Origin of the sequence: Photorhabdus caribbeanensis (assembly GCF_018448885.1) — a bacterium.
Taxonomy (GTDB): Bacteria; Pseudomonadota; Gammaproteobacteria; order Enterobacterales; family Enterobacteriaceae; genus Photorhabdus; species Photorhabdus caribbeanensis.
In genome coordinates this window covers 24,923-51,311 of sequence record NZ_RCWB01000005.1, presented here as the reverse complement: position 1 = coordinate 51,311, position 26,389 = coordinate 24,923, and the positions used below count along the sequence as shown (strand labels likewise).

Sequence of the window (26,389 nt, the reverse complement as noted above, 5' to 3'; positions counted from 1 at the left end):
AAAATTCTACTTATTCATACTCCATTTTTTCAAGGGAATTACCTATGTTGCAATTAATAGAAAAATTTAATAATTTCATTAAATTAAGACAACAAAAAAATGAAAGAGGAAAGCATATCGACATTATTAATAATTTACCCAGACAATCTATTATTTACCAAATTATTCGAAACATGTCACAATTTAGAGAAATATAGCTCCGTTATTATTTGATTATTCTTATCTACTATAGCAATATACTTTATACACATATACGACAATGTTTATTGGTAATATTTATGAAAAATAATGAAAAAATATCTGCTTTACATCATAACCAATATAAAAAAGGTGAGATATTCAGTCGGCTCCATACCCACGATGACCCTTTTATTATGCCTAACCCTTGGGATCGTGAAACTGCAATTATGATGGAAAACACTGGATTTAAAGTTTTAGGTACAACTAGTGCTGGATTAACTTTTTCATTAGGAAAATCGGATCGTTCTACAACGGTTACTCTTCAGGAAACACTGGATAATTTCTTGGTAAATATACTTTATCTTATAATGAGATAGAGCAATGGCGGGAAAGAGCTGCTCAGTTTTCAATGATAGAACAACTACCACTTTGGGGATGGGGACATGTCTATAAAACTTCACTTTCCACAACAAAAATGGCATTCCATAAAAGAAAATAATACATTTGTTGTCTCCATAGGAGATGCTCACCTCAATATTAATCCTATGCAGAAAGAATAGTGTAAATAGCGGAACAAAACGCTTTTTCTTATACGCCAATAATTATTTTAATTTATTTCACTGATAATCTTATTAATTTATAAACAAAACAATCAATATAGAAATAAAACTAATTCGCTTATCCCAATCGATAAAAACAACACTATTCATTATTCCTCACTTGTCATATTTAAAATTGAACAACCAGAGAAAATAAACATCAATTAACAATCTCTGATATTAATTGATATTGCTTCTAAATATTTCATCGATAATAATTACTTTGCCCCGCCAAAAGTTAACAAAATAATAACCGAATAAATTTTCAAATGTAAATAATAAACAAAAGGAAAAGTCATGAATATAACTTATCATCTATAAGAGAGTAGAAGCCAATATAGCACTAAAAAAACATCAACTTAATTATTATAAAACAGCTATCTTATTGCCATCTAATTACTCAGCAATATTTATAGTTATAGGATATTTAAAACTTGTATACAAGGTGATAAAAATGGAAAAAAAATATAACAAATCTACTTTAGAATCCAGTACAGAGAATATCAATATTGAATCAACAGAGACTGCTGAAAATGAATTAAAAGATCATTTTAAAGAAGACAATAGCCACATACCAACCGACTATGCCGACTTAATTGACGTTGCTAATATGGATTACCATGCAGTGGGTAAATCATATGAACTAAAACCAGGTGATGATTATACACTGGCAACAAAAATTAACCCCAACGGCGGCTTAAAAGTAGATAACGATGGGTTAAGTTTAAAAATCAAAGCGGGTAATGGTATTAAGACAGACGATAGCGGAATCAGTATTGATCCCGATAATGTATTCCCAAAAGGAATGATTGTGATGTTCTCCGGTACTCATGCTCCTACCGGCTGGGCTTTTTGTGACGGTAATAATGGAACCCCTGATTTAAGAAGCCGTTTTGTCATGTGCGGTGAAACTCTTTCTGAGACAGGAAAAAGCAATAGTAAAGCCAGTGGTAGTGGCACCGGAAAGAGCTTTTTCAAAAATACAACATCAACTACAGTTTCGGTAAATGTTACTGTGGGAAATACAATATTAACAACGTCACAAATACCTAGTCATAACCATATTGGAGGTATGCCTCATTATACTCTAACTGGAATGAAATATGGCTACACCAATAGTACCAATCCCCAATACCAAATGAGCGATCTGACATGGGTAAATCCTCCAATAGGAAGTAGTTATTATGCCAACACATCATACACAGGAGGTGGACAAGGACATAATCACCCGGCAGCAGCAGCGTCCCCTGCACATAATCATAGTGTTGATATTATTCCACCTTATTATTTACTGGCTTTTATTATGAAACTTTAATTCCATTGCTCAAGGCGATTTAAATTATCTCTTACTTTCTAATGACAAAGAATATATAACAATGAATATATCCAGTTACTTCTTCCTGAATGAAGAAAACATTAAATTCAATAATCAATGTTTAAATACATACATGAGTTATCCCCAACCCATCAGTAAAGATTGGCCCAACCTGCTTGCCGGGTTCCAAAGATATATTGACGATATTATTAATTTAAATGGTTTTTTATATTTTTTCAAAGGTTCACTGTATCTTAAATTTGATATCGCGAAAGCAGAGGTCGTTGATAGGCCAAATTTCATTGTGGATGGCTGGCCTGGATTAGAAGGAACAGAATTTGAAAATGGAATAGATGCAGCTATAGAATTGACCACCAACACCGTTTGTTTTTTCAAAGGAAAATATTGTGTAGATTACACCATCGATTCACACACAATTAAGATGAATACTATTTCAGATCGGTGGGGAATGACCGGGAAATATGCAGCATTTAGTAGCAATCTGGGTGCTGTTATTTCATGGCCAGATATCGATGGAAATTTTATTTATTTTTTCAAAGGTGATTCTTTTATTCGGTTCGACCCAAATTTGAATGCACTTGATGCCGGGCCAATCATCATCTCCAGCGATAATGAGGGTTGGAGAGGGTTAACCTTCAAAAATATTCAAGCGGCGGTATCGGTCGATACCGATTTATTAGGCAGTCACCGAGACAATAGTAGAGGAAATAGTAAAGTCTGTAATGGAACATGTGGTACTAATGACACGGGTAAATATTGTCTCCAGTTACCTCACAGTATTCGATTCGGCTTGATAGCCTACACTAATACAAATATTCCGCAAACTGTAAAAGTATATATTGACGATCTTCTGGTAGATACATTAACCAGTACCAGTAAAGGACAAAATAATCTCATGGCAACTAAAGCCTACACATCAGGTACAGGCAAAATCTGTATTGAGATTGAGGGGGATGGCAAACCATGCAAGCTTCGTTATCTCGATAATATATTTGATGGAAACCCGGGAACAGCTATTATCAGCGCTGAAAACGGTACCAATAGTCATTACAATGATAGCGTGGTGTTTTTAAATTGGCCTCTGACATAAACTAAAAATACTCAGTTTCGAATAATTATTGCGCCCTCCGTGGCGCTTTTTTTCCTACTCATATGACTACCGTAAAATAAATAGTAGTATTTGGAAGAAATACAGTAATTTTGTCGGACATTTATTCAAGCTCACTCTGGCTCAGACCGGTGGTTTTCATCACTGTTTCACGATCGACTCCGCTGTTCAGCAATGCATGAGCAATTTTTAACGTTGCTTCTTGACGTCCTTCCTGACGCCCTTCCTGACGTCCTTCTTGACGTGCTTTATGTTCCAATCTTTGTGCTATTGTCATCAGTACCTCCTCATACCTCGGGGACTGTTCTGCCAGTCGCCGAATAAAACCCTCTGGATCGGCGGTATCTCCCACCTGTAATAAGTAGTTTAACACGCTTTTTAGCTGTTCATCCGTATAGTAATCATACGTCAGCAGTATAACCAACTCTTGCAGCAGTTCTGCCATATCTCGCTGCCGGATATGCTTTTGCACCATTTACAGTAGCGCGACCCGTTTGTGCGTCAAGATTTCATCATCCGGGATTACCGTCACATCTACCAGCGGGAATTTATTGGAATAGATTTCCTCCGCCAAGGCCGGATCATCGAAACAGTCGAGCCAATTGGTACTCCAGGGATACGGCTGTATTTTACCGTGATAGAACAACACCGGAATGACCAGCGGCAATTTTTCATGTCCTTGCTCCAGATGCCGTTGCATGGCTGAAATACCGTAGCGCATTAATCGAAATGCCATCATTTTGTCCGGGGAACTTTGGTGCTCGATCACACAATACACATAACCGTCACCCTGAGCCGTTTTCAATGAATACAAAATGTCGGAATAATGCGCCCGCAGATTGTCTTCAATAAACGACCCTGATTCCAACCGCAGTGTATCCAGATCACAAACTGCCCGTAATGTCGCAGGCAAATGTATCTCCAAAAAGTCTCTGGCAGTATCAATATGACTTAAAAACTGTTTAAAAACAGCGTCATGTGGCGTTGGTGTATTTTTTCTCTTCATCGGTGAATGGTAGCATACTTTCTTTTATATTGAAGGAATATTAAGCAAGAAACCAAGCGGACTGAGATGTCTTGAATTTTCTTTGACAAAAACTTTGATCGTATCTCAGATACTTTAATTTCCTTCTTAAGCGAAGTTCAGGTTAGTTACCTTTCCTGCAAATTTTCGCTATTTACCTGCTCCAATGATTTAAGTAAATGTTTTGCATTAGCGGATGAACGTAGTAAATAAGCAGTTTCTTCAAGGCTTGCATATTCTGCATTTGAAATAATGACGCAATCACCACCGTTTTGTCTGGTAATCAATATTGGTGTACAATCCTGAACAACTTGATCCATTATCGAAGCAAGATTTCCCTTTGCAACGCTATATGTTGTCTTCCGCATAATATGCCTTTTTCACCGTAGTATAAATATCATACAAAGATTGTATGACAAAATAGTATAATATCAAGCTAAACATCTATATGCGTCATCCGTGGCGCAATCTCTTTATTCGCACGATCTCTATCCGCCCATATGTAAAAGTTGATAGCTTTATCTGATTGCAAATCACCTTTGATTTGCACCATGTTACTTGACCAATTCTAGGTGAAAGAATAAAATAATGGTCAAGAAATAGGAGGTTTTATGAACACCGCAACCAAACAACGTAATTTGAATGAGCTACAGGTGTTACTGCAAAAACGCTTTGACATAATATTCGACTCATTGATGCCTGAGTTTGCTGAAAAGGCGAAGGCCAGCAATGCTCTTGTTCTTCCTGATAGCGAACTTTTTGGGCTGCTGTACTCAACCGTACTTGAAAAGAGTGCCAGGACTCCCGATCGCGAACTCCGCAAACTAAAGCGTCGCGCTGAGAACCTGTCCAATTTTTATAAGGAAATTGAGCGCATGGGTGGCGTAATTAAAGCAGTAGATGTTGCTGATATTCTCGGTATCACGCGTCAGGCCGTTAATTTGCGAGTGAAGGGAAATAAGCTACTCGCTTTCAAGAAGAATAGTGATCATGTCTTCCCGCTCTTTCAATTCAAAGAGGGGGGACTGTTACCTCACTTTGAAGACGTCATGAAAGCAATGAGCAATGATATCGGGCCTGTTTCCAGAATATCGTTTTTGACCACCCCCTTGAGCGACAAGAACGGTAAAGGGAAAACCCCTATCGAGATCATGAAAGAAGATAGCAGCATTGATGATGTTTCAAAAATGCTTCGTGCAGCGAAACAGATGGGCGAACAAATCGCCAGTTAAAAGCGTGTCCTTTCGAAAAGGACACGCCTAGTACAAACTTAAAGCGAGACAACCTTGAATCGAAGCACGTCTTCGAGCAGTTCTTCAGCCGTGATGCTGGAGTATTTCCAGTTCGATGGCATGTATTCTGAATCGTGGTATTCCGCGAGATTCTTCATTCCTATATCTTCAAACCTTTCTTCATCCGATTCCCAGACTGCATAGCAGAAATCAGTGGAAGGAAAATTCCTCGATAAGTAACAAACACCGTCAAACTTATCTCTGGCGAGCTTGTAGAGGCACGCAATTACTCTCTGTGTCACCGTGTAGTCATCTCCGACTGAGACGTCTAACGTAATGTGCAGCATTCCCAGAAGTTTCCCCACATCGACAAAAACGAGTGGCCGGAGTGGGCGAATCAGACACATTCGTGAGTTTTCAATAACAGACTCCTCAACGAATTTCCGCCCATCTTTATGTATCAGGCGCCCAAAACTTTCAGCAAGCGCTGAAACGGCCTTGTCTGCCATGTAGCAAACACCAAAAGTATCATCCGGAGCATTATATCGACCGTCACCAGTGGAGAAATTTATAGCCGATGGCCATTCTTTCCTCTGCCAGCGTTTTAAGTCCCCATTACCAGGTGAATGCGTCGGTAATGAATCATCTTCAAAGATTGCCGTAATTTCTTGATCTAAATTTGGATAGTCAAACTTTGAAAGAGAAGTCTCCTTTGTTTGCATTGTGAGGTACCCCCATAAATAAGTTTCGTCATAGGCTTCTCCTTAATGTTTTTTTGAAATGGTGCCGTGTGCTTGCCCACTGACACCGCTATACCGTGATTGGCTCGATAATTATACGACAATTAAGGTGGTTTTTAATTGATTGATTTTTTTGGGGTTTATTAGACCACTACATTTCTCGTATTAATAATACCGAATCTAATAAGCAAAAAATAACGGTACAACCTCAAGCTAAATATCCATTGCGCCATCCGTGGCGCATTCTCTTTATTTTTATGACTATCGCAAGTCATCCATTTGATTAAGCGGTAGCATCTGAAATCAGTTGAGTTGCCGGCACATCCTGCCCAAATCCTCGCAGCCCGACCACATGCACATGTTCGTGGTTTTTAAACACTTTACGTACCAGTTTATAAGTGGTCCCTTTTTCAGGGCTGATATTTTCCGGGGCGGCGATAATTAACTGCATTTGCAGGCGTTCACATAATTCAAACAAAGTAGCGATAGATTTAGCATCCAGACGCGCCGCTTCATCAAGGAATAATAACCGGCAAGGGGAAATATCTTTACCACGCAGACGGCGGGATTCTTCTTCCCAACTCTGCACCACCATCACCAAAATCGACATGCCGGTACCGATCGCTTCACCTGTCGATAGCGCCCCACTCTCTGCTTTTAACCAGCCATCCGATCCACGGTTAACTTCAACATCCAGTTCCAAGTAGTTACGGTAATCCAACAACTCTTCACCTATGGTTTGCGGCAAGCGCTGCCCCATATCTACTTGCGGATTTAGGCGCTGATAAAGTTTTGCCATTGCTTCCGAGAAGGTTAATCGTTGGCTGTTAAACAGATCCTGATGCTGTTCTTGCTGCTCAGACAACACATCCAGCAATATTGCATGGCTTTCACGCACGTTGACATTCAACCGCACACCACGAACCTGTCCGAAGGAAACAGCTTGCAGCCCTTGGTTTAGCATGCGGATGCGGTTCTGCTCACGTTGAATGGTTTTGCGGATAATATTCGCCACACTCTTCGAACTGATGGCGAGTTTTTGCTCGCGGGCGGTCAGCTCTTCCGTCAAACGGGCCAGTTCAATTTCCATCTGTTCAATGGCATCAACCGGATCGTCAGTACGGATAATATCTTGACGAATACGTTCACGCAGGTGCTGATAAACGGCAATAAAGAACTGTACTTTACGTTCAGGCCGTTTGGGATCTTCTGACAAACGCAGCGCATCACGTAGATGTTCGTTATCGGACACCGCCAGACGCAACGCACCCAATGCCTTATCCGACATGGAACGTAATGCGCCACCCTCCATATACGCCAGTTCACGGCGATGCAGACGACGCTCAACGCCATTGTCTTTCACCATCCGCATCACCGCACACCAACCCGCCTTGGCAGAAACCACCTGCTCACGGATTTGATAGTAATCCCGTTCCAATTTACGCAGTTTTTTCTGCAAGCTATCCATTTCCGCTTCGCAAAAGGCGATCTGCTTCTCAAGTTGGTTGACTCTGGAACGGTTAGTACTGAGCGCTTCATGGAGTCGATCACGGCGCTCGCGGGCGCGCATTTCAGCATTCGCATCCGCCTGAACACCGATTTCTTTCATCTCCTGATGCAGCTCTTTCAGCATATCCTGTTTGGTTTCGTAAGAACTTTTTAGCGATGCCAGCACTTGGTTAAATTGGGCATATTGCGCTTGCTGTTGACGTAGCTGTTCGCGGGCGCGGCTGCGGTCCGATTCCGCGTGTTCCAGACGCTGACGCAGTTTGTCATTCAGATCCGCATTTTCGTTGAGCATACCGGCAGAATCGCTGTAGCTAAAATGCGCACGACGCTGTACCACCTCCACCAGCGCAAAAGCCTGTTGTTTAGCCTGATGTTGGCTCTGTTTGGCGGTTTCATAGTCCTGCTGCAACTGTTCATGCTGCTGTGGATCACTTTGCAAAACCGCAACCATCGGCTCCAATTTCGCCAGTGCCGAGCCATGTTGTTGCAGGAAATGGGCCGCTTCCTGCGCTTCATCCAATTCTTCACGTATTTCTTCTACGCGATCGATTAAGGTTTCATCCAGCAATAGCGTAACTTGAGGGATCAGGCGATTTAATGTCGTCAGGCTCTCTTTAGCCTGAGTATATTGCTGACGCTGTTGTTGGGTCTGCTCTTCAAACCGGGATAATTCACGTTCCAGTTCCGTATGGCGCTGCCTCAGTTCGCGGATTTCCGCTTCCGGATCGGTATCAAATGCCACAGAGAGGTGTTTACCCACAAACTGGCTGAATGCCTGATGCGCACGTTGGATTTTCTGCACATCAAAAGAGAGCGTGGCGTAACGCTCTGCCAAGGTATCGCGCTCTAGGTTCAAAGCTTCCAGACGGTTTTCTCTGGCGGCACGGCCAAACAATGGCAATTCAGGATATCGGGAATAACGCCACTGGCGGTCAGAAGATTTGACCAGTACCGCATTTGCCTGCTCTTCGGCATTAAATACGCTGTCATCAAAGGATTGCGGATCACCTTCTATTAAGTAGAGATCTTCCGGGCAATCTTCCAGCGTTTCAAGATGTGGACGTACCAAGGAAAGATCGGGCACCACAATGCCATGTCGCGCAGGCCCATACAGGGCGGAGAAGTACGGTGCATCATCAATGGTGATATCGTCATAAATTTCTGACAGCAAAACTCCACCGAAACGTTCCGCTAACGCAATCATCCGGCTATCTTCCGCTCCGCTCGGCTGACTAAGGCGCTCGATCTGTTTCTCCAACTCACGTTTTTGCGCCGCAACTTCATCACGCTCTACCGTGGCTTCACGCTCACGCTCAAGTAGTTGCTGCATATATTCAGTCACGTCATTACTGCTTGCCAGTGTTTCACCGCTCTGTTCGCACAGTTGATGCAAAATATCCTGCGCTGCCAACCAGACCGGGGCGCGGGCAGTCAATGACTGAATTTTCTGTTTCAGTTGTTCAAGCGCCTGGCGCATTTCCATACGGCGTTCACCGCTTTCATTAACGCTTAGGCTTAGCGCTTCCTGACGGGCTTCAAGTTCATTCTGTAACCCTTCCAGATCTTCGGCCTGATATTGCTGCCCCTGACGTTTACAAAATTCGTTTAATAAACGTTCCGCATTTTGTTGGTTGTTCAGACGCTGCTCCAATTCAGCCAACTGCATACGTAACGGCTGAACTCGATCCGCCAGATGTCGCTGTGATGACCAATCACGCAGCAATTCCCGGGCGCTCTGCCACGCTTCACTACGGCTGATTTCACCAACCATACTTTTGACTAATTGATACGCCTGTTCGAACTGATTATGTGCCGCATCAGCAACACTTAATTTCTGTTCCAATGCCAACAGGGCTTCTGTCGCCTGCTGCTCTTTAGCCTGAAAAGTTTCCAGCCATGTTTCTGCATTATCAGCGGCAAGATCCGGTAGCCGACAAAGCTCACGAGCACGTTCCAGCGCTTGTAGCGCCTGTTGATACTGAATAGCACGAGTTTGCTGAACATCCAGCGCCTGCTGGTAATCCGCCAACTGGCTTTTCAGCTCATCGACTTCCTGTTCCGCCGCTTCCGCTCTGGCTTCATATTCAGACTGAATTTCCGCAGCTTCTTCAACAACCTCAGTTTGTTCTTCCAGACGATAAGAAAGTTCTTCCAGATCTCCCTGATAACGATCAATTTTTTCCTGCTGACGCATGGCTGTCTGCACCAGATTCAGGTGATCACTAGCCGCCTGATGATCAGCTTCTAAATCAGTAGAAGCGCCATTCTGCTCAGCCAGTTCTCGTGCTATTTCTACATGACGATACCGCTCAGTCGCCAGTTGCCTATGGCTGCCAAACAACTCTCCGCGCAATGCCAGCGCTTGATCCAGATGGGTGCGACGCTCATTGGCGTGGCGCATATAATCAGCGGAAACGTAAGAAGTCGCTTCGGTGATCAAGTGCTTGAACAGATCGCGATCAGATTGGGTAACTCGGATAGCTTCCAGCGTTATGCGGTTTTCACGCAGCGCCGCTTCCATATCCTGAAATGCCTTGCGAACACCACTGTTTTCCGGCAGCAAGTAATCACGCAGGGAACGGGTAATGGCGCTGGAAATACCGCCGTACAGGGAAGCTTCGATCAGACGATAGAATTTACTACGATCACTTGCTGAACGCAGGCGTTTGGGTATCACCCCCAAATCAAACATCAGCGCATGATAATCGGTGATGGAGTTAAATTGTTTGAACTGCACGCCTTCCATTTCATCAAGGCGATCTTTCAGTTCATTCAGTGGCAATACACGCGCCTGTCTTTCACCCACATTTTCAGTTAATAGCTGTGTAGGTTGAATAGCGGTTGGCAAACCTTGAATCATAAAGGGTTTGATATCAACCTTACGGTCACGACCCGCAACCTGTTGCAACCTCACCCCAACGATGACCCGCTGATGCCGAGAGTTAATCACATCCAGCGTTGAGTAGCAGACACCCGCACGCAATTTACCGTGCAAACCTTTATCACGGGAACCGGAAGTGGCGCCGGCTTCGGTGGTGTTACGGAAATGCAACAAGGTTAAATCAGGGATCAGCGCGGTGACAAAAGCCGCCATCGTGGTGGATTTACCCGCGCCATTGCCGCCTGATAAGGTTGTGACTAATTCATCAAGATCAAATGTTCTGGCAAAAAAGCCATTCCAGTTAACCAGCGTCAGTGAACGAAATTTACCGCGTTCAATCATGGTTGTTTATCTCCCGCATCTTCTGCTGAGTTATCCGGTGTTTCATCATTTTCACTATCATCAAGCGACAAGCCGCTTTCAATCGGCATTGCCTCACCGTCACGGATCATCCTCAGTTGTACTGCACGAGGATCGTCGCCGCTGCGTACATCCGCACCAAAACGGAATACCGCCTCAGTAATGGTAAATTTATTGTTGTCATTTGACAGGAAATAGACCATGCCCAGACGACGCAGACGGTTCAGTGTCGTGCGCACTTTTTCCTGCAATTTCTGTTTATCTAAATCGGAACCGGAGGAGCGCTGGTTGACAAACTTCATCAACTTGCCCTCATCAGCCAGTGAGATCAGCTCTTCGTACAGCTCTTGAGCAGTAAAAATCCCCTGATTAGCCAGGCGTTCCGGGCTGAGATAGAGATAACAGAGAATTTTTCCTACCATCATATCCAGCTCAGATAATACCGAGCGCGGGATCAAGGTCGTTGAACGGGGACGCAGATAGAAGAAACCTTCTGGCGCACGGATCAACTCCACATTATAGCGGGCGTAAAATTCCTCCAATTGCTCCTGAAAATCCATCAGATAAGCATGATTATCAAGATCATCTATCCCGATATGACGACCCGCACGAAGTTGGCTATCCAGTTCCGGGAAAAGTGAATTGGCTAACGCCTGTGCCAGTTTAACTGACATAAATTGTTCAATATGTGTCGATGACATGTGCCTGTACCTTGGCTCCGTAATCATTAATCGCTAACCATTCCGCTGGCAACCCAGAGAAATCCGCTTCTGCCACACCCAATCGTACAGCCTGATCCACCAAAATACGCGCCACATCAAAGTGACGAGAGAGCGGATGCTGAGCAAGGTAATCCCTTAACACCGCACCTAAATCCAGTGGGCGCTGTTCCTGCCGATATATCAACAGCGCTTTTTCAATCATTTCTGCCAGTTGTTCGTTTATTTCACTGAATTCTTCATATTCCAGCGCTAATGGCAGTTCACCCGTCACCTCTTCATTACGTAACGTCAATTCTTCGTCCCGCATATCGAGCAAACGTTCAGCGTTAGCAATGGTGAGGGTCCACGGGTTATCAAAATAGTGTTGAACTGATTGACGTAAGCGCTGAGAGAAAATGCGGTTTTTATCCATATCAATCGCCGTACGGATAAATTTGTGGACATGGCGATCATAGCCAATCCATAAATCAATCGCCTGTTGACCCCAACTGATAATACGGTCCAGTTTGCTTTGCAGATCAAATACCAGTTTATCAACCAGTTCTGATCCGCCGCTGTCCATGTTGGCTTCTTGAATACGCAGCAAATTAGCCTGTAGTTTATCTCCAGCCGCTTCTAGTGTGTCCTGGAGTTCCCGCAACGTACCTGATGTTTCAGATAACAGTTGCTCACAGTTGGCAATCGCTGCTTGCCAATCTTGATTTAGCAACGCCGCAATATCTTCTTTCACCGAATTTTGCTGCTCGTCCATTACGCGCTGAGACATGTCGATGCTGTCGAAGATTTCTGCAACAGAATATTTCAGCGGCGCAAAAACATTACGGTGCCAGTGAAATTCATCTCCCCCTTCCTCTGCCGCTTCCGCTGCCCGGTGCAACTCACTCGCAACCACCGAAAGTTGCATCGAAAGACGTAAGGTAGAAAATTCCCGCTGACGAATGTAGTAGTCACTGATACTTATCCCAAGCGGGGTTAAGCGATAAATTGCATTGCTCTCGGCCAATTCGCTGGTAAAACGGTTAAGAATTTTCTGACGCACCATATCATTGATGGCATTGTTGGCCCGTACAGCAACAGATTCTGTGGTCTGCTCAAATCCTTTGCAAACTTCACGAAAGGCATCAACCAGCTCCCCTTCGCTCATCTCGCCATCCAAACGCTCGCTGTTCAACACCGCAATTGCCATCAGAAAAGCCAATCTTTCTGCGGGCAAGGAGATGGAAAAATCGTTTTTCCTGGCCCAAGACACCAGTTCCGGGACAGTCTGGGAATATTCACTCATAATTTGTCCTTTAAACTGTTAAAGATGGTTTGCGTGCCATGACATGAATGTAGCGCCCCAGGCTGATATAAGGCTCCTGTCGGCAATAACGCTGTTCCAATTCCAGCAACGCCGGAAAGTTTTCGTTCTGTAATTGGCGATTTTGCAAATAATCGTGAAAAACACGCACGCCTGTTTTGCCGGTAATCGTCATATTTAATTCATCAAGCCATTGATATACCTGTTCAGGCACCAATGGATTCTGAGGCGATAGTGAACGTTTTCTACGACGCTGTATATTGGGTGTCGCTAAATGAAAATTACCTAAAATAGCATTACGCATTACCAAGCCATTGGCATTGTAAAACATTAAAGATAGAGCGCCACCCGGATTAATGATATTCATTAGCACTTCTATTACATATTTCTGATCGGTAATCCATTCCAGTACTGCATGAAATAATACCAAATCTACCGGCTGCTCTATATATTGGCTAATTTCCTGTACCGGGCTTTGTATAAATTGCATATTTTGGCTGACCCCTTTCTCTTCCGCGGCCAGCCTTGCCCGCTGGATCATCTCTTCTGATAAATCACACAATATCACTTGATGACCCAATTCAGCTAATTGGCATGCCATATTTCCCTCTCCGCCACCCGCATCTAAAATACGCAGTGGACGTTGAGGTAATTGAGCCAGTAATTCGCTGATATCCTGCCAGACAACGGCTTGCCTGATTTTACCTTTGGTTGTGCCGTAAATATTACGAGAGAATTTGTCTGCAATATCATCGAAATTGCGATCCCGCATGAAAAACTGCCTCACTAATGGAATAGATTTGATTTATCTGTTGAGATTTCATTACGCTGGCTGCTATTTTGGCACAGCATTCGTTGATATAACCACTTTTGACAACAAACTGTGAACCACATGGCTATAATTCAACCAAATTAAGGTAAATAAATGCAATTTTTATTTAAAAAGTACCTCGGTGCAATGGTGATGCCTCTGCCATTAATATTGCTAATTTCACTTGCTGCTTTATTACTGCTGTGGTTTACCCGTTGGCAAAAAACAGGAAAAACAGTTCTAACATTCAGTTGGCTCACGCTACTTCTGCTAAGTTTGCAACCTGTTGCCGATAAGCTGCTGTTACCGGTGGAATCGGTTTATGCTAAAAGCGACCAATCTGCTCCCAGTCACATCAATCCACCGGTTGATTATATCGTTGTTCTTGGTGGCGGCTTCACTTATAACCCAAATTGGGCACCCAGTTCAAACTTACTTAACAACAGTTTGCCACGAGTGACAGAAGGTATTCGCTTATATCGCCTGAACCCCGGCTCTAAAATGGTCTTTACCGGTGGTAAAGGGGCAAATGTTAAAAGCAGCGCTGAAGTCGCCGCTATCGTAGCTCAATCACTCGGCGTACCCGCAGAAGATACGATCGCACTGACAAAACCAATGGATACTGAGCAGGAAGCCAATGAGGTTGAGAAACTGATTGGTAAACAACCCTTTATCCTAGTGACTTCCGCCAATCATATGCAGCGAGCGATAACGTTCTTTCAACAGCATGGGTTGAACCCCATTCCCGGCCCGGCTAACCAATTAGCGATCACTTCACCATTACATCCTTGGGAAAAATATCTGCCCTCAGCTTACTATCTGTCTCATTCAGAGCGGGTATGGTATGAAACTTTAGGTACCCTCTGGCAACGCATTAAGCCATCGAAAACTCCAGAACACCCACAAAAATCAGAGCATTCTCAGCCGCTAAATAATCCTCAAGCAACTTCTTGAGGCAAGATAGATAGAGAAACGAAAGCGCAATAGAAATAAATAGCAATAAATGAAGCGCTTTCGTTAAACCCAAAACAAATTCAAGCTGCTAATCAGTCTCAATAAACATTTTTCTGACTGCGACCAGATCTTCCGGGGTATCAACGCCTACTCCCGGCGCTTTTAGTGCAATCCCCACATGAATTTTCTCGCCGTACCAAAGTACCCGCAGTTGTTCCAGCATTTCAATTTGCTCCAACGGGCTTGGCTCCCACTGCACATAGCGACGGATAAAACCCGCACGGTAAGCATAAATACCAATATGACGCAGGAAATTATCCCCAATCGTTTCCCGTGATTGTATAAAACGGTCACGCTCCCAAGGAATGGTTGCTCTGGAGAAATAGAGCGCATAACCCTGCTTATCCATAACGACTTTCACAGCATTAGGGTTAAAAGCTTCCTCTGCATCATGAATCTGTACGGCCAACGTTGCCATTCCCGCTTTACAGCCCGCCAAATTCTCTGCAACCTGTTTAATAATCTCTTCGGGAATCAGTGGTTCATCACCCTGAACATTAACGATAATTTCATCATCAGAAAATTGGTATTTGTTGATAACCTCAGCTAACCGTTCAGTACCAGAATGGTGATTTTCGTTGGTCAGGCAAGCCTCACCACCGGCAGCCACAACTGCATCAACAACGTCGTGATTATCTGTTGCCACGATGACACGTCCAGCACCTGAACGCTTCGCTCGCTCCATAACACGAACAATCATTGGTTTGCCGTGAATATCAGCCAAAGGTTTACCGGGTAAACGGGTTGAAGCAAAACGAGCAGGAATAATAACGGTGAACATGCCTTATTTTTCCTCATCCAGAGGTAATTCACGGGCTTCGTGATCTAACAGGACAGGAATACCATCACGTACAGGAAACGCAAGTCGATCCAACTTACAGATGAGTTCAAAATTCTCTTTATCGTAGCTGAGTTTTCCGTTACATACAGGGCAGGCAATAATTTCAAGTAAACGGTGATCCATACATCCTCCAATTATGGAGCTTTAATTTAGTGCAACTTAGTGCGACCCAGAATAACATAAGCTTGGTATCATCGTTAGCCCTTGTTATTTAATCTTTTGCTTCCTTTCCCAACATTATCCACTGAAAAATCAGGCAAGCTAGTGAAAGCCCAAAACCATCTCGGTAGGCGTAATTGGCACAATCCCTAATTGCCAATAAATCATCAACATAGATAACAAACAAAACCCGGAGAGTAAGCATCATTATTCAACTACCCTCCGGGTTTTACCAAAGGTACGTTTAAATAAACGATTACCTTTGTTTGCATATGGTTCAAGGCTTCCTCTTTACCATTTAAGAATGGCAATAAAATAGCTTGATTTTGATAGGGTTTTAGAATGCTATCACATCTGCTGCGGTTAAATCATAACCTTTGCGAATAATTGAAAATTCTACATCCTGCCCTTCTGTGAGTGACTTGTTTTTTGTATTCGCAATCGCTTTTCTACTGACGAATATGTCTTGTCCCCCATCCTGTGGAGAAATAAAACCATATCCTTTATGCTCATCAAACCATTTCACTCTACCCATCTTTAATTGTAATGTCATAATAACTCCCCCGTTTATCCATCTCACAATAATCTAACTTATTGTTTTTGATGTTTTTTACCTTTTATTCAATTTTCGAATAGAACCTCATCTCAGTTTCAATACCTTGATCTTGAAATACATTTCATTCGAGTAGTGTATACCCGTTATCTTTCAAGTTGCCTCTTTGTTGGCTGCACTCTCTCACTCCGGTAACATAGTTCTCTATGCTCCCGGGGATTCGCTCCCTTACCATCGCGATCCATCTTGAAATTCATAGGGTATATTGTTTAAGTAACAGATACGAGCAAGTATCCTACCAGAATCGTACATGTCTGAACCAAGAATACACAATAGTTGTTTATCCTTTAATGGATAGTTTTAATATCAGTTAACAATGGCGAAAAATCAAATAAATCTGAAAAATTACTGAAATTGTACGAATTGGCAAGGCGAGAACCGCTTTGGGAGGGAGCAGAAAGGCAAACTCCCTGTTGACTATCATCGGCCATCGGCTCACAAAAGCCGCTTTGATTAAAATATAATATACCCGTTATCTTTCAATTGCCTTTTTGTTGGCTGCACTTGCTCATCTCGGTAACATAGTTATCTGTGCTCCTAGGGATTCGCTCCCTTGCCGTTGCGATCCATCTTGAAACCCATTGGGTATCTTTACTTAATATTTTTATTCATCTCCAATAACGAACAAATCTTGTTCAGCATTATCTCTCCCTTTTCCTGGGGTAACTGAGCATCTACCGGTAAATACCACCAATTTGGCTGAGCAAAACTAAAACACTTAACCGCATCTTTTTCTGTCATCAGTAAATTCTGGTTTGTATCAGCCAGATGACACAATTGCTCTTGTGTGTACTGTTGATGGTCGGCAAATGCATACTCCTTTTGCAGGTCAGCGCCTAACTGTTGCAAGGCCGCAAAAAACCGCGGTGGATGGCCGATTCCAGCCATAGCAACAGAGTGAGGTATCAGATTCACTGCGCGTTTTTCACCACTAACCATATTCACAGCTAATTCGCCAGCTAATGTCATGGATAATTCGCCTGGCTGAGGAGTACCACCGTTGGTAATAATGGCATTAACCCGATTCAATCGCCCAGATAACTCACGCATTGGGCCAGCCGGAAGCCAGCAACCATTACCAAAACGGCGCACACCATCAATAACCGCAATTTCAAAATCTCGCTGTAAAGCATAGTGCTGTAAACCATCGTCAGTCACGATAATATCCAATGGCGTATCTGCCAGTAATGCTTTCACTGCTTCAACCCGTCTTGGCGCAACTGCCACTGGCGCGGCTGTCCGACGATGAATTAATACCGGTTCATCACCAGCCTGAGCCGTAGTGACATTTTCAGTCACCAACAGAGGATAATTTTCTGCTTTACCCCCATAACCACGAGAAACAACCCCAACCCGATAACCTTTTTTCTGCAACTGCTCCACCAGCCAGATAACCACCGGCGTTTTACCATTACCGCCGGCAGTTAGATTACCCACTACTACAACAGGCACAGGCGCTTTCCAGGATTGACTCACCCCTGTTTTATAACTCAACCACCGTAAACCACTTATCAGCCCGTAAAGGGCTGAAAAAGGTAATAACAGTAAATAAAGCCATGAGCGGCCTGACCATATGCGCTCAATCATTGCCCAAATTGCATCCGATGTAGTTGTGAGTAGACACCATTTTGCTCCAGCAGAGAGAGATGATTACCTCGTTCAACAATATGTCCATCTTCAATCACCAGAATTTCATCCGCTTTTTCAATGGTTGAAAGACGGTGTGCAATCACCAGCGAGGTTCTGTTTTTTTGCAATTCATCCAGTGCCGCCTGAATTGCCCGTTCAGATTCCGTATCCAACGCCGAAGTTGCCTCATCAAGAATCAAAACCGGAGAATCACGCAATAAGGCACGCGCGATAGCAATACGCTGGCGCTGACCACCAGAAAGCAGTACGCCGTTTTCACCGATCACGGTATCCAGGCCATTATCCAGCTTCCTGATAAAATCCATTGCATAAGCCATCTCAGCCGCCTTCTCAATCTCTTCACGGCTATATTGGTTTTCACTGGCATAAGCAATATTATTCGCTACGGTGTCATTAAATAAATGTACATTCTGCGATACCAGAGCAACCTGTCCACGCAAGGAAGAGAGCGTATATTCCCGTAAATCATGGTCATCAAGCAGAATACTGCCTTCATTGACATCATAAAAACGGGTCAGCAAATTCGCTATTGTGGATTTACCCGAGCCAGAACGCCCAACTAAAGCAACAATTTTCCCCGCCGGGATATGCATGGAAATGTTTTGTAGCGCCGGCAATTCCTTAGTCGGGTAGCAAAAAGTTACATTACGGAATTCAATGTTACCGTCCGCTTTTTTAAGCTCCAATTTGCCGTCATCTTTTTCCTGTTCCATATCCAGGATAGCAAACAGCGTCTGGCAGGCCGCCATGCCCCGCTGGAATTGCGCATTAACATTCGTCAAAGATTTTAACGGACGCATTAGCGCAATCATTGATGAGAATACCACGGTAATTTTACCCGCAGTCAGTGTGTCCATAATCTCCGGAAAACTTGCCGCATAGAGAACAAAAGCTAAAGCAAATGAAGCAATAAGCTGAATAATTGGATCAGAAATTGAGGAAGCAGAAACCATCTTCATGCCTTGCTGACGCATATGGTTACTAACTTTATTAAAGCGCTCAGTTTCTACTTTCTGCCCACCGAAAATCAGCACCTCCTTGTGACCTTTCAGCATCTGCTCCGCGCTGGCAGTAACTTGTCCCATGCTGTTTTGCATATTTTTACTGATATCACGAAATCGCTTCGATACCATACGAATCACTAATGACACGATCGGCGCAATCACAATCAGGATCAGAGATAATTGCCAGCTATAGTAAAACATCAAAACAAACAGGCCGATAATTGACGCCCCTTCCCTGACAACAGTAATCAGCGCACTGGAAGAGGAGGAGGCCACCTGTTCAGAATCATAAGTGATACGGGAAAGCAGAGTCCCTGTAGATTGCTGATCAAAAAATGACACCGGCATCCCCATCATATGGCTGAACAGACGACGACGCATCTGCATTACCACTTTACCGGAGACCCAAGAGATACAATAACTTGATACAAACCCGGATAGCCCTCGCATAATCATTAAAGCAATCACAATCAGTGGCATCCATTTCAGTACATCACTGCTTGCTTTGCCGAAACCTTCATCAAGTAAAGGCTTAAGCAATGAAAGCATTAACGTATCACCGGCAGCATTAAGGATCAGTGCAACCGCAGCAACTATCAGCCCAATCCTAAACGGAGAGATAATTGGCCATAGTCGGCAAAACGTCTGCCAGGTAGAAAGGTCTTTATCATTCATTATTGAGTTACCAACACCAAAAGAAATAGCGGGTTATTCTACTCATGATCACCACGAATACCAAACCACTGATGATACCAACGTGACATAATTTGTTGCCTATAGCTCATCATTTCAACATGATCGCCATAAAAATAACCCGTTATCTGCCCGGATACCGCAGTGCTACGCCATTCTGCCCCAGTTTTACGATAACGTCGCTTCACTTTAACCGAAGGGAGTCGCCACGGGCTATAACGTGCAACAGAGACCAGTGCATATTGCGGTGAAACGGCATGAGTAAAAGCGGCTGTAGATGAGGTATTACTACCATGATGCGGAACCTGCAATATGGTCGATCTTAAATTCTCTTTTTCTATTCCCAATAGCTTATACTCCCCTTGCTTTTCCAGATCTCCGGTTAAAAGCAAGCTATGTTTGCCATCTTCTATTCTAATGACACAAGATTCGTCATTACCTGCGTGTAATGATCTTACCGGCGGCCATAATACACGGAAGCTCAACCCCTGCCAGCGCCACTGTTCACCGCGTATACATGGAAGATGTTGCTGATTGATTAAAGAACTTCTCACAGCAATACCGGGATATTTCCGCTGTAAGAATTCTAATCCCCCTGTATGGTCAAGATGATCATGACTGATAATAATCTGTTCCGGCGTTAATCGATGCCAACGCAAATAAGGGATAATCACCCTTTCAGCCATACTGCCGGTTTCCCAACGATTACCAGTATCAAAAATCAGCGCCTTGCCATCTTTTTCAATGATAACCGCAAGCCCATGCCCAACATCCAGCATAGAAAATCGCCACAGATATTCTTCGGTGCGCCTCATATAGCAGAGCATTATCCCAAAAGAGATAGCAATCAGTAACTTGTATGATTGCCACCAAGCAAACCGCCAAATAATGACAATAAACCAACCAATAAACGTTATTAAGAAGGGAAAACGGCCAGTTTCACTCCATGACTGTTGCAAAACTGGCAAAGGAATTAAAGAGAAGGTTACAGAGTAATCGACTAATTGCCATAATAGAGCGTGAATAAAGGAACAAAAATTGCTTATTAATGCCAGCATAATCAACGGCACAGTAATAAAAGAGATAATTGGCACGGCCCAGAAGTTAGCAAATAAAGCAGAAAAATTGACGCCATGAAATAATAATAGCTGGAGAGGAATAAGCATCAGCATCATACCCATTTGCATATATAACCCACGCAGCCATAGCCACTTCCAACCGTAACGAAATGGCTCAATCAACGGCGCCCAAAAGAACCAGAACATTAACGCCATCACAGCAAAGAAAGAGAGCCAGAAGCTGTCAGAAAGTACAGTCAGTGGATCAAAGAAGAGAATCATTGCGGCTGTCCACAATGCCCACTGCCAAGGGAAACAGAGAATATTTCTGTAACGTAAATATAGCCAGAGCGTTAAACCCAGTAATGCACGAATAGCCGGAATGCCCCACCCCGATAGCCAGACATAATTTATTGCCACTATCCAACCAGTAATCAGTGGAAATCTGTGCCCTATCCAGTGCACGGGAAAAAAGAGTTGTAATAATCTTGCCATCCACCAACCAAACATACTGGCAACGGTAATATGCAACCCAGAAATAGCCATAAGGTGAGCCGTACCTGTTTGTTGCAATAATAAATTATCCTCCTTACTTAACCACCGACGCTCACCGAATGCTAATGCCATCGCAATGCCACTATGCTTCAATTCACGAATATCCGGTGCGATATGACTGACTAATCGCTGACGTAAATTACATTTCCCATCAACTAATTCAGCATGAATGACTTTCCCTGTTAAAGGTTGGCGGATAGCTAATGCCCGACGCTGGCTATCATATCCTCCCTGATTTAGTTGACTATGAACTGGCCGTAATTTCATTTTCAGCAACCATTCTTGACCAGCACACAGAGATTCAGGCGCAATATCCCAAGAAGCGGAAACATACAGCGGCGGAAAAACAACTCTGTTTTCATTCTCAATAATACGCAGGATAACCCTGCCTTTCTCTTCATTATCTAATGATAAACTTTCAATAATAACCCGAGATAAATGTACTTTCTCACTAAAATAGATTATCTGTTCGAGCAGATGATTTCCCTGCCAGCACCCAATAAGAAATGCCAGTAATGAAATTGAAACCATCCGGCAAAGGCAAAATGGCAGGAATAAGCAGAATAGCGCCAATAATAGCAATATAATAATCTGCCATTTCTGTGGTAACTCAGGTAGAAAAAGCAAGGGTACAATACCGATAATAATCGCTATTGCAGCCTGATTCACGCTAATGATTGGTATAGGTTGTTTCCAATTTGTCGTTATCTTGTTTATCAAAACTGAAAACCACATCCTTATTCATCCTTTCCCCTTTATTTTTCCAGCAGAGTATTCCTTATTTTTTACCATGCAGCCAGAAGCACAAGAAAAATTATCAAACACCTTCGCAGATTAATTTCAGGCTAATAATCATTTCAAAAATATATGCGAACAGCTTCGCAAATACAGAAAACTCCACCTGCTAATTACTCAACAAATGTTATATTGGTCGAAAATCTAACATGGCTATACTGATACCAAATAAACTATTTCGTAAGATTTTGTCTGTATCCTCATTACAGACATAAATAAATATTATAAGTTATCATGAACTCACAAGAAGTTACATTATCCACTTATTATTATAATTAAATATTAAATTCATTTTTGAAATTATTAACCAAACCTATGAATTAATAGAATAATCAACCTAACCATATGTATACCTTATGGATTTCAAGATGCATCGCGACGGCAAGGGAGTGAATCCTCGGAAGCATAGCAAACTATGTGACTGGGGTGAGAGAGTGCAGCCAACAAAGAGGCAACTTGAAAGATGACGGGTATAAAACAATAGAAATTATTATTATCAGACATTACCTCAGTTATTGATCACTAAATTAGTGAAACTACTTAAATGACTGTCCACTTTTTGTTTTGTGATTAAGATCGCATTGATTAAATTTAAATAATATTAAATTAATATTTCCATTCTATTTTTATATGGAAAATAATCAAAAAATCATGTTAAATACAATAAGGTGGTTTTTATGAAAAACAAAATAATTGTATCTGACTCTCTGCAAGAACAGCATCTTACTAAATTATTTAATGATGAAGTGTTAGCAATCCATATAAAGAAATATGTTGATAGTTCTCTTGCAGACAAGCTCTCTGATTTTTTCCTCTCCCACGAAAATCTAGAATGTCATCCTCATGATTTGAAAAAAGGAGATGAAGTTGTTTTAGTTGATTATGGTGTTGATAGAATTGGTCCATCTTACAACACAACTTTTGGCAAATCCAAAGATAGCGATAGCTATAAAAAATATTTTGAAAATGCGTTACCTGCCATCAGAAATGTCAGAAATTTCTGTGCTCCAATGCTAGCCCCTTTCGATAAATTTCGTTTAGAACTGGATGAAATATGGTCCGCCGGGGCCAGTATTGCTAACTTTGAAGGTAAAAAGATGCATGCGGGTATTGCCAGAGTGATGAACAGGCCAGAACGTTCTTTCATGGTTGAAAAGCAACCTCATTTTGATGGCCTTCAACAACAATCGGTCAATTTGTTGGGGCAATTCTCAGTGAATATCTATATAAAAATGCCTGCAACTGGCGGAGAGCTAGAACTGTGGGATGTTCCTGAAATCCCTATCACCGAGTTAATCGAAGATAACGCAGAAAATGATTGGCGAGGCACGCTTCCGCCATCTGTCCTTATTAAACCAGAACAAGGAGATTTGATCATAATAAACACCAGGAAACCCCATGCTATTCGTAGTTTTCCCGAGGGGTGCAGAATATCATTACAAAGTTTCATTGGATTATCACTAAATAAACATCTCATGTTATGGAATTAATTATATGGTTGATGTAATCAGTACATTAGGAACATTTTTTCTTTTAGGATTGGGAGCTGCGGCTCCCGTTGGCCCTATAAATATAGAAATTATGCGTAGACACTTGAACATCAGTTGTCTTCACGCAGTAGTTTTTGGTTTAGGTGCTTGTTTTGCCGATATAATTTATTTATTACTTTTAGGTTTTGGTATATTACAACTGTTTTCCAATACTATTTTTATGCCTATTTTGGGTTTTTTAGGCGCATTAATGGTCATTTGGTTTGGTATTACTAGCTTCATAAATAAAAAAAATGAGGAAAATATCAATATCATTGCCAAACCCTATCATAGGCAATTTTTTGATGGTGTGTTGTTAACTCTATTAAATCCATACAATGTCATTTTTTGGCTGTCTGTCAGTGCACAACTCAACAATATTGCATCAGGTAAATATAGTTTAGCTATTGGTGCAACAGGGACAATTATTGGCGTTATTGTTTGGGTTGCCTTTATTAATACTGTGATATTCTTCTCCAGGAAAATGCTCAGTCATCGTGTTATCAAGTTTATTAATTATACCAGCGGTGTCGTTCTTATTATGCTTGGAATCTATTTCTTCTCATATTCAATAACATTATTCAATATGAAATTTCCTTAAGTCAGAAAATGCTATGCCTGAGGGTCGAGCAACGTTTTTAATCAAACGAAATTTCGTCGATATCCTTAGGCATTACTGCTAAAACTTGTTGGTAAAGCCTTGGTAGATCGCTGTGGATCGTTTTCCAGACAATCTCAAAATCCACCTTGAAGTAGCCATGAGCCAAAGCATTACGCATCTGGTAAGCAAACGACAATGGCAATTCAGGGTTAGCAGCGGCGAAATTGGGATAATACTTCCCAATGTTATTACTGGCCTCGCCGATGATCTCGAAGTTGCGGATCACGGCGTCTTGAACCAACCGATTGTTTAGGAACGCCAGTTCATCCATGTCTTCCGTGTAGCTGTCGATACGCTTGATGGCTCCGAGGATGTGCGCCAGATAGTCGACAAGACGCTGCTGACACAGCTCATACAGGCACCGCCTCAGCAAGAACGGTAGCCCTGAATTTCTCTGGTAATGCCTTCGGAGTTAGCACATCTACTGGCACACCGAGCAGTTGCAATAACTCGTGCCGGATCGCGCCAATGTCAAAGAGGGTAGTTTCCGGCGTCGGGTCAATCAGGATGTCCAAGTCACTGCCCTCAGTGTCATCACCGTGTATAACAGACCCAAAAACACGGGCATTACGGGCGCGATGAGACTCTACTACGCGACGGATGGCCTCCCGATTGGCAGCTAAGGCTACTGATGGTTTCATGCCATTAACTCCACAACAAAATTTGGTTTTATAATATTGTGGCACTAATTAGGAAAGCAACACCAAAGTCCGCTTTTCACCATCCAATGTCGGTGCGAAAATCCGTGTTTTTTCTGATGTTCATAACGCAGGAAAATCGCATGAATTGAAGCTTTCCCATAAGCATTTCTTCTGTCGAAAAAAGAAGTACGGCTGTAGGACCATAGTCTGGACTAAATAAGAATTCATAATAGCGCTACACTCATTTCTTCATTCCTGGTTTTTACTGTAATGAAATCGATTCCAGAAAAACATCAACATATACCCTATGGATTTCAAGATGGATCGCAACGGCAAGGGAGCGAATCCCCGGGAGCATAGAAAACTATGTTACCGGGGTGGGTGAGTGCAGCCAACAAAGAGGCAACTTGAAAGATGACGGGTATATACAGCCCACATTTAACATAGACCTTGCCCATATTCAATTTTATGCTATATACTCATGGTATATAGCAACAATCAAAGAGGTGTGCCATGATATATCAAAGTAAAGTTTTTATGAGCAATCGAACTCAGAATGTAAGATTACCCGCAGATCTCCGTTTCCCTGACAATGTTAGAGAAGTTACTGTTAGGTCAAGAGGGAAGGAGCGAATTATTGCGCCCGTACAGAACACATGGGATAGCTTTTTTCTGTCTGATCAATCTGTGACTGACGATTTTTTACCTGAACGTCCTGATCAAGTAACAAGTAAAAGAGAATCTTTCGATGATTAAGTATCTGCTTGATACTAATATTGTGATTTTCACGATAAAAAAGCGCCCTGAATCTATTCTGCCTAAATTCAATAAGAATACAGACCTCATGGCTATTTCTACGATCACATTAGCAGAACTGATTTTTGGGGCTGAAAAAAGTGGAAATCCTGAGAGAAATTTGGCGGTTATAGAAGATTTTGCTTCTCGATTAACTATTCTTCCTTATGACGAACAAGCCGCTTTTCACTATGGAAATATTCGTGCATCGCTAGAAAAAATCGGAAAACGGATCGGAGATAACGATCTGCATATTGCAGGGCATGCAAGAAGCAAAGGGCTGATAGTTGTTACCAATAACACGAAAGAATTCAATAGAGTTGATGGATTGAGAGTGGAAGATTGGACACTAGATTGACAGCACTAAGCAAAATCTGCCCCTGTGTTAGCCGGGGCAAGATTTTATGAGAGTTTGTTATTACTTAATTTTTAACGATTAATTTTTGCAACAGTAATTAAATAACATCTTAAACTTATATTGTTTTTAACATATACCCTATGGATTTCAAGATGCATCGCGACGGCAAGGGAGTGAATCCCCGGGAGCATAGATAACTCTGTTACCGGGGTGAACAAATG

The 26,389-nt window shown here is 42.5% G+C and carries 24 protein-coding genes and 1 pseudogene; 9 read left to right on the top strand and 16 right to left on the bottom strand.

The genetic code is table 11. From position 1 onward, the window contains the following. Positions 1-278: 278 nt before the first annotated feature. From EAE90_RS05255 to EAE90_RS05245, 3 genes are all read left to right on the top strand, one after another. Positions 279-557, top strand: a complete 279-nt coding sequence (locus EAE90_RS05255; RefSeq protein ID WP_214052589.1) for an isocitrate lyase/phosphoenolpyruvate mutase family protein — start codon at positions 279-281, stop codon at positions 555-557. A 676-nt stretch (positions 558-1,233) separates the two neighbouring features. Then, on the top strand, positions 1,234-2,094 hold the full coding sequence (locus EAE90_RS05250; protein ID WP_214052588.1) for a tail fiber protein: 861 nt from the start codon (positions 1,234-1,236) through the stop codon (positions 2,092-2,094). A gap of 61 nt (positions 2,095-2,155) precedes the next feature. Further along, complete coding sequence (locus EAE90_RS05245; protein WP_214052587.1) at positions 2,156-3,205, top strand: fucose-binding lectin II; 1,050 nt, start codon at positions 2,156-2,158, stop codon at positions 3,203-3,205. 121 nt (positions 3,206-3,326) lie between these two features. On the opposite strand, the pseudogene EAE90_RS05240 reads toward EAE90_RS05245, so the two are convergent. Both EAE90_RS05240 and EAE90_RS05235 read right to left on the bottom strand, forming a co-directional pair. Next, positions 3,327-4,229: pseudogene (locus EAE90_RS05240) on the bottom strand (Rpn family recombination-promoting nuclease/putative transposase). Between the two features lie 146 nt (positions 4,230-4,375). Further along, positions 4,376-4,615, bottom strand: coding sequence for a type II toxin-antitoxin system Phd/YefM family antitoxin (locus EAE90_RS05235; RefSeq protein ID WP_214052586.1), 240 nt, complete (start codon positions 4,613-4,615; stop codon positions 4,376-4,378). 243 nt (positions 4,616-4,858) lie between these two features. Here EAE90_RS05235 and EAE90_RS05230 point away from each other — a divergent pair, with 243 nt between their 5' ends. After that, positions 4,859-5,479, top strand: coding sequence for a DNA-binding protein (locus tag EAE90_RS05230; protein WP_214052585.1), 621 nt, complete (start codon positions 4,859-4,861; stop codon positions 5,477-5,479). A gap of 38 nt (positions 5,480-5,517) precedes the next feature. Here the strand turns inward: EAE90_RS05230 and EAE90_RS05225 are convergent, their stop codons facing one another. The 5 genes from EAE90_RS05225 to cmoM form a co-directional block, all read right to left on the bottom strand. Further along, complete coding sequence (locus tag EAE90_RS05225; protein WP_214052584.1) at positions 5,518-6,201, bottom strand: RES family NAD+ phosphorylase; 684 nt, start codon at positions 6,199-6,201, stop codon at positions 5,518-5,520. Positions 6,202-6,502: 301 nt separating this feature from the next. Continuing rightward, positions 6,503-10,951: a chromosome partition protein MukB gene (mukB, locus tag EAE90_RS05220; RefSeq protein WP_214052583.1), complete on the bottom strand. Its 4,449-nt coding sequence runs from the start codon at positions 10,949-10,951 to the stop codon at positions 6,503-6,505. Further along, entirely contained in the window at positions 10,948-11,670 is a 723-nt protein-coding gene (gene mukE, locus EAE90_RS05215; RefSeq protein WP_214052582.1) for a chromosome partition protein MukE, read from the bottom strand. The genes mukB and mukE overlap by 4 nt, the downstream gene beginning before the upstream one ends. After that, positions 11,651-12,973: a chromosome partition protein MukF gene (gene mukF / locus EAE90_RS05210; protein ID WP_214052581.1), complete on the bottom strand. Its 1,323-nt coding sequence runs from the start codon at positions 12,971-12,973 to the stop codon at positions 11,651-11,653. The genes mukE and mukF overlap by 20 nt, the downstream gene beginning before the upstream one ends. Before the next feature lie 10 nt (positions 12,974-12,983). Further along, positions 12,984-13,763 (bottom strand): tRNA uridine 5-oxyacetic acid(34) methyltransferase CmoM, encoded by a 780-nt coding sequence (gene cmoM, locus EAE90_RS05205; protein WP_214052580.1) that lies wholly within the window; start codon positions 13,761-13,763, stop codon positions 12,984-12,986. 153 nt (positions 13,764-13,916) lie between these two features. On the opposite strand from cmoM, the gene elyC reads away from it, so the two are divergent. After that, entirely contained in the window at positions 13,917-14,756 is an 840-nt protein-coding gene (gene elyC, locus EAE90_RS05200; RefSeq protein ID WP_214052579.1) for an envelope biogenesis factor ElyC, read from the top strand. Between the two features lie 88 nt (positions 14,757-14,844). On the opposite strand, the gene kdsB is transcribed toward elyC, so the two are convergent. The 7 genes from kdsB to EAE90_RS05165 all read right to left on the bottom strand — a co-directional run bounded on the left by kdsB (position 14,845) and on the right by EAE90_RS05165 (position 22,124). Next, complete coding sequence (gene kdsB / locus EAE90_RS05195; RefSeq protein ID WP_214052578.1) at positions 14,845-15,597, bottom strand: 3-deoxy-manno-octulosonate cytidylyltransferase; 753 nt, start codon at positions 15,595-15,597, stop codon at positions 14,845-14,847. Positions 15,598-15,600: 3 nt separating this feature from the next. Further along, positions 15,601-15,780, bottom strand: coding sequence for a Trm112 family protein (locus EAE90_RS05190; protein ID WP_049585246.1), 180 nt, complete (start codon positions 15,778-15,780; stop codon positions 15,601-15,603). Between the two features lie 88 nt (positions 15,781-15,868). Beyond that, the gene (locus EAE90_RS05185; protein WP_214052577.1) at positions 15,869-16,024 is read right to left on the bottom strand and encodes a hypothetical protein; all 156 of its coding nucleotides are present in this window, start codon (positions 16,022-16,024) and stop codon (positions 15,869-15,871) included. Positions 16,025-16,153: 129 nt separating this feature from the next. Continuing rightward, positions 16,154-16,369 carry a cold-shock protein gene (locus EAE90_RS05180; protein WP_214052576.1) on the bottom strand — a complete coding sequence of 72 codons (216 nt, stop codon included), beginning with the start codon at positions 16,367-16,369 and terminating at the stop codon, positions 16,154-16,156. A gap of 651 nt (positions 16,370-17,020) precedes the next feature. Then, the gene (gene lpxK / locus EAE90_RS05175; protein ID WP_214052575.1) at positions 17,021-18,016 is read right to left on the bottom strand and encodes a tetraacyldisaccharide 4'-kinase; all 996 of its coding nucleotides are present in this window, start codon (positions 18,014-18,016) and stop codon (positions 17,021-17,023) included. Next, the gene (msbA, locus tag EAE90_RS05170; RefSeq protein WP_214052705.1) at positions 18,013-19,761 is read right to left on the bottom strand and encodes a lipid A ABC transporter ATP-binding protein/permease MsbA; all 1,749 of its coding nucleotides are present in this window, start codon (positions 19,759-19,761) and stop codon (positions 18,013-18,015) included. Before msbA ends, lpxK begins: the two co-directional genes overlap by 4 nt. A gap of 35 nt (positions 19,762-19,796) precedes the next feature. After that, complete coding sequence (locus tag EAE90_RS05165) at positions 19,797-22,124, bottom strand: ComEC family protein (protein WP_214052574.1); 2,328 nt, start codon at positions 22,122-22,124, stop codon at positions 19,797-19,799. 737 nt (positions 22,125-22,861) lie between these two features. On the opposite strand from EAE90_RS05165, the gene EAE90_RS05160 reads away from it, so the two are divergent. Together EAE90_RS05160 and EAE90_RS05155 are read left to right on the top strand one after the other, a co-directional pair. Further along, positions 22,862-23,674 (top strand): 2OG-Fe(II) oxygenase, encoded by an 813-nt coding sequence (locus tag EAE90_RS05160; RefSeq protein WP_214052573.1) that lies wholly within the window; start codon positions 22,862-22,864, stop codon positions 23,672-23,674. 4 nt (positions 23,675-23,678) lie between these two features. After that, positions 23,679-24,314 (top strand): LysE family translocator, encoded by a 636-nt coding sequence (locus tag EAE90_RS05155; protein ID WP_214052572.1) that lies wholly within the window; start codon positions 23,679-23,681, stop codon positions 24,312-24,314. A gap of 37 nt (positions 24,315-24,351) precedes the next feature. Here EAE90_RS05155 and EAE90_RS05150 read toward each other — a convergent pair whose 3' ends face one another. Next, the gene (locus EAE90_RS05150) at positions 24,352-24,747 is read right to left on the bottom strand and encodes a HepT-like ribonuclease domain-containing protein (protein ID WP_214052571.1); all 396 of its coding nucleotides are present in this window, start codon (positions 24,745-24,747) and stop codon (positions 24,352-24,354) included. After that, entirely contained in the window at positions 24,725-25,015 is a 291-nt protein-coding gene (locus EAE90_RS05145) for a nucleotidyltransferase family protein (RefSeq protein WP_214052570.1), read from the bottom strand. Before EAE90_RS05145 ends, EAE90_RS05150 begins: the two co-directional genes overlap by 23 nt. Before the next feature lie 513 nt (positions 25,016-25,528). Between EAE90_RS05145 and vapB the strand changes: the two genes are divergently transcribed. Beyond that, positions 25,529-25,771 carry a type II toxin-antitoxin system VapB family antitoxin gene (gene vapB, locus EAE90_RS05140; protein ID WP_246550385.1) on the top strand — a complete coding sequence of 81 codons (243 nt, stop codon included), beginning with the start codon at positions 25,529-25,531 and terminating at the stop codon, positions 25,769-25,771. Continuing rightward, positions 25,764-26,168 (top strand): type II toxin-antitoxin system tRNA(fMet)-specific endonuclease VapC, encoded by a 405-nt coding sequence (gene vapC, locus EAE90_RS05135; protein ID WP_214052569.1) that lies wholly within the window; start codon positions 25,764-25,766, stop codon positions 26,166-26,168. The genes vapB and vapC overlap by 8 nt, the downstream gene beginning before the upstream one ends. Positions 26,169-26,389 lie beyond the last annotated feature (221 nt).

Excerpts from the sequence above, each read along its gene's own strand:
- EAE90_RS05255 (WP_214052589.1), top strand. The coding sequence starts at position 279 with ATGAAAAATAATGAAAAAATATCTGCTTTACATCATAACCAATATAAA.
- EAE90_RS05250 (WP_214052588.1), top strand. The coding sequence starts at position 1,234 with ATGGAAAAAAAATATAACAAATCTACTTTAGAATCCAGTACAGAGAAT.
- EAE90_RS05245 (WP_214052587.1), top strand. The coding sequence starts at position 2,156 with ATGAATATATCCAGTTACTTCTTCCTGAATGAAGAAAACATTAAATTC.
- EAE90_RS05235 (WP_214052586.1), bottom strand. The coding sequence starts at position 4,615 with ATGCGGAAGACAACATATAGCGTTGCAAAGGGAAATCTTGCTTCGATA.
- EAE90_RS05230 (WP_214052585.1), top strand. The coding sequence starts at position 4,859 with ATGAACACCGCAACCAAACAACGTAATTTGAATGAGCTACAGGTGTTA.
- EAE90_RS05225 (WP_214052584.1), bottom strand. The coding sequence starts at position 6,201 with ATGCAAACAAAGGAGACTTCTCTTTCAAAGTTTGACTATCCAAATTTA.
- mukB (WP_214052583.1), bottom strand. The coding sequence starts at position 10,951 with ATGATTGAACGCGGTAAATTTCGTTCACTGACGCTGGTTAACTGGAAT.
- mukE (WP_214052582.1), bottom strand. The coding sequence starts at position 11,670 with ATGTCATCGACACATATTGAACAATTTATGTCAGTTAAACTGGCACAG.
- mukF (WP_214052581.1), bottom strand. The coding sequence starts at position 12,973 with ATGAGTGAATATTCCCAGACTGTCCCGGAACTGGTGTCTTGGGCCAGG.
- cmoM (WP_214052580.1), bottom strand. The coding sequence starts at position 13,763 with ATGCGGGATCGCAATTTCGATGATATTGCAGACAAATTCTCTCGTAAT.
- elyC (WP_214052579.1), top strand. The coding sequence starts at position 13,917 with ATGCAATTTTTATTTAAAAAGTACCTCGGTGCAATGGTGATGCCTCTG.
- kdsB (WP_214052578.1), bottom strand. The coding sequence starts at position 15,597 with ATGTTCACCGTTATTATTCCTGCTCGTTTTGCTTCAACCCGTTTACCC.
- EAE90_RS05190 (WP_049585246.1), bottom strand. The coding sequence starts at position 15,780 with ATGGATCACCGTTTACTTGAAATTATTGCCTGCCCTGTATGTAACGGA.
- EAE90_RS05185 (WP_214052577.1), bottom strand. The coding sequence starts at position 16,024 with ATGATGCTTACTCTCCGGGTTTTGTTTGTTATCTATGTTGATGATTTA.
- EAE90_RS05180 (WP_214052576.1), bottom strand. The coding sequence starts at position 16,369 with ATGACATTACAATTAAAGATGGGTAGAGTGAAATGGTTTGATGAGCAT.
- lpxK (WP_214052575.1), bottom strand. The coding sequence starts at position 18,016 with ATGATTGAGCGCATATGGTCAGGCCGCTCATGGCTTTATTTACTGTTA.
- EAE90_RS05165 (WP_214052574.1), bottom strand. The coding sequence starts at position 22,124 with ATGTGGTTTTCAGTTTTGATAAACAAGATAACGACAAATTGGAAACAA.
- EAE90_RS05160 (WP_214052573.1), top strand. The coding sequence starts at position 22,862 with ATGAAAAACAAAATAATTGTATCTGACTCTCTGCAAGAACAGCATCTT.
- EAE90_RS05155 (WP_214052572.1), top strand. The coding sequence starts at position 23,679 with ATGGTTGATGTAATCAGTACATTAGGAACATTTTTTCTTTTAGGATTG.
- EAE90_RS05145 (WP_214052570.1), bottom strand. The coding sequence starts at position 25,015 with ATGAAACCATCAGTAGCCTTAGCTGCCAATCGGGAGGCCATCCGTCGC.
- vapB (WP_246550385.1), top strand. The coding sequence starts at position 25,529 with ATGATATATCAAAGTAAAGTTTTTATGAGCAATCGAACTCAGAATGTA.
- vapC (WP_214052569.1), top strand. The coding sequence starts at position 25,764 with ATGATTAAGTATCTGCTTGATACTAATATTGTGATTTTCACGATAAAA.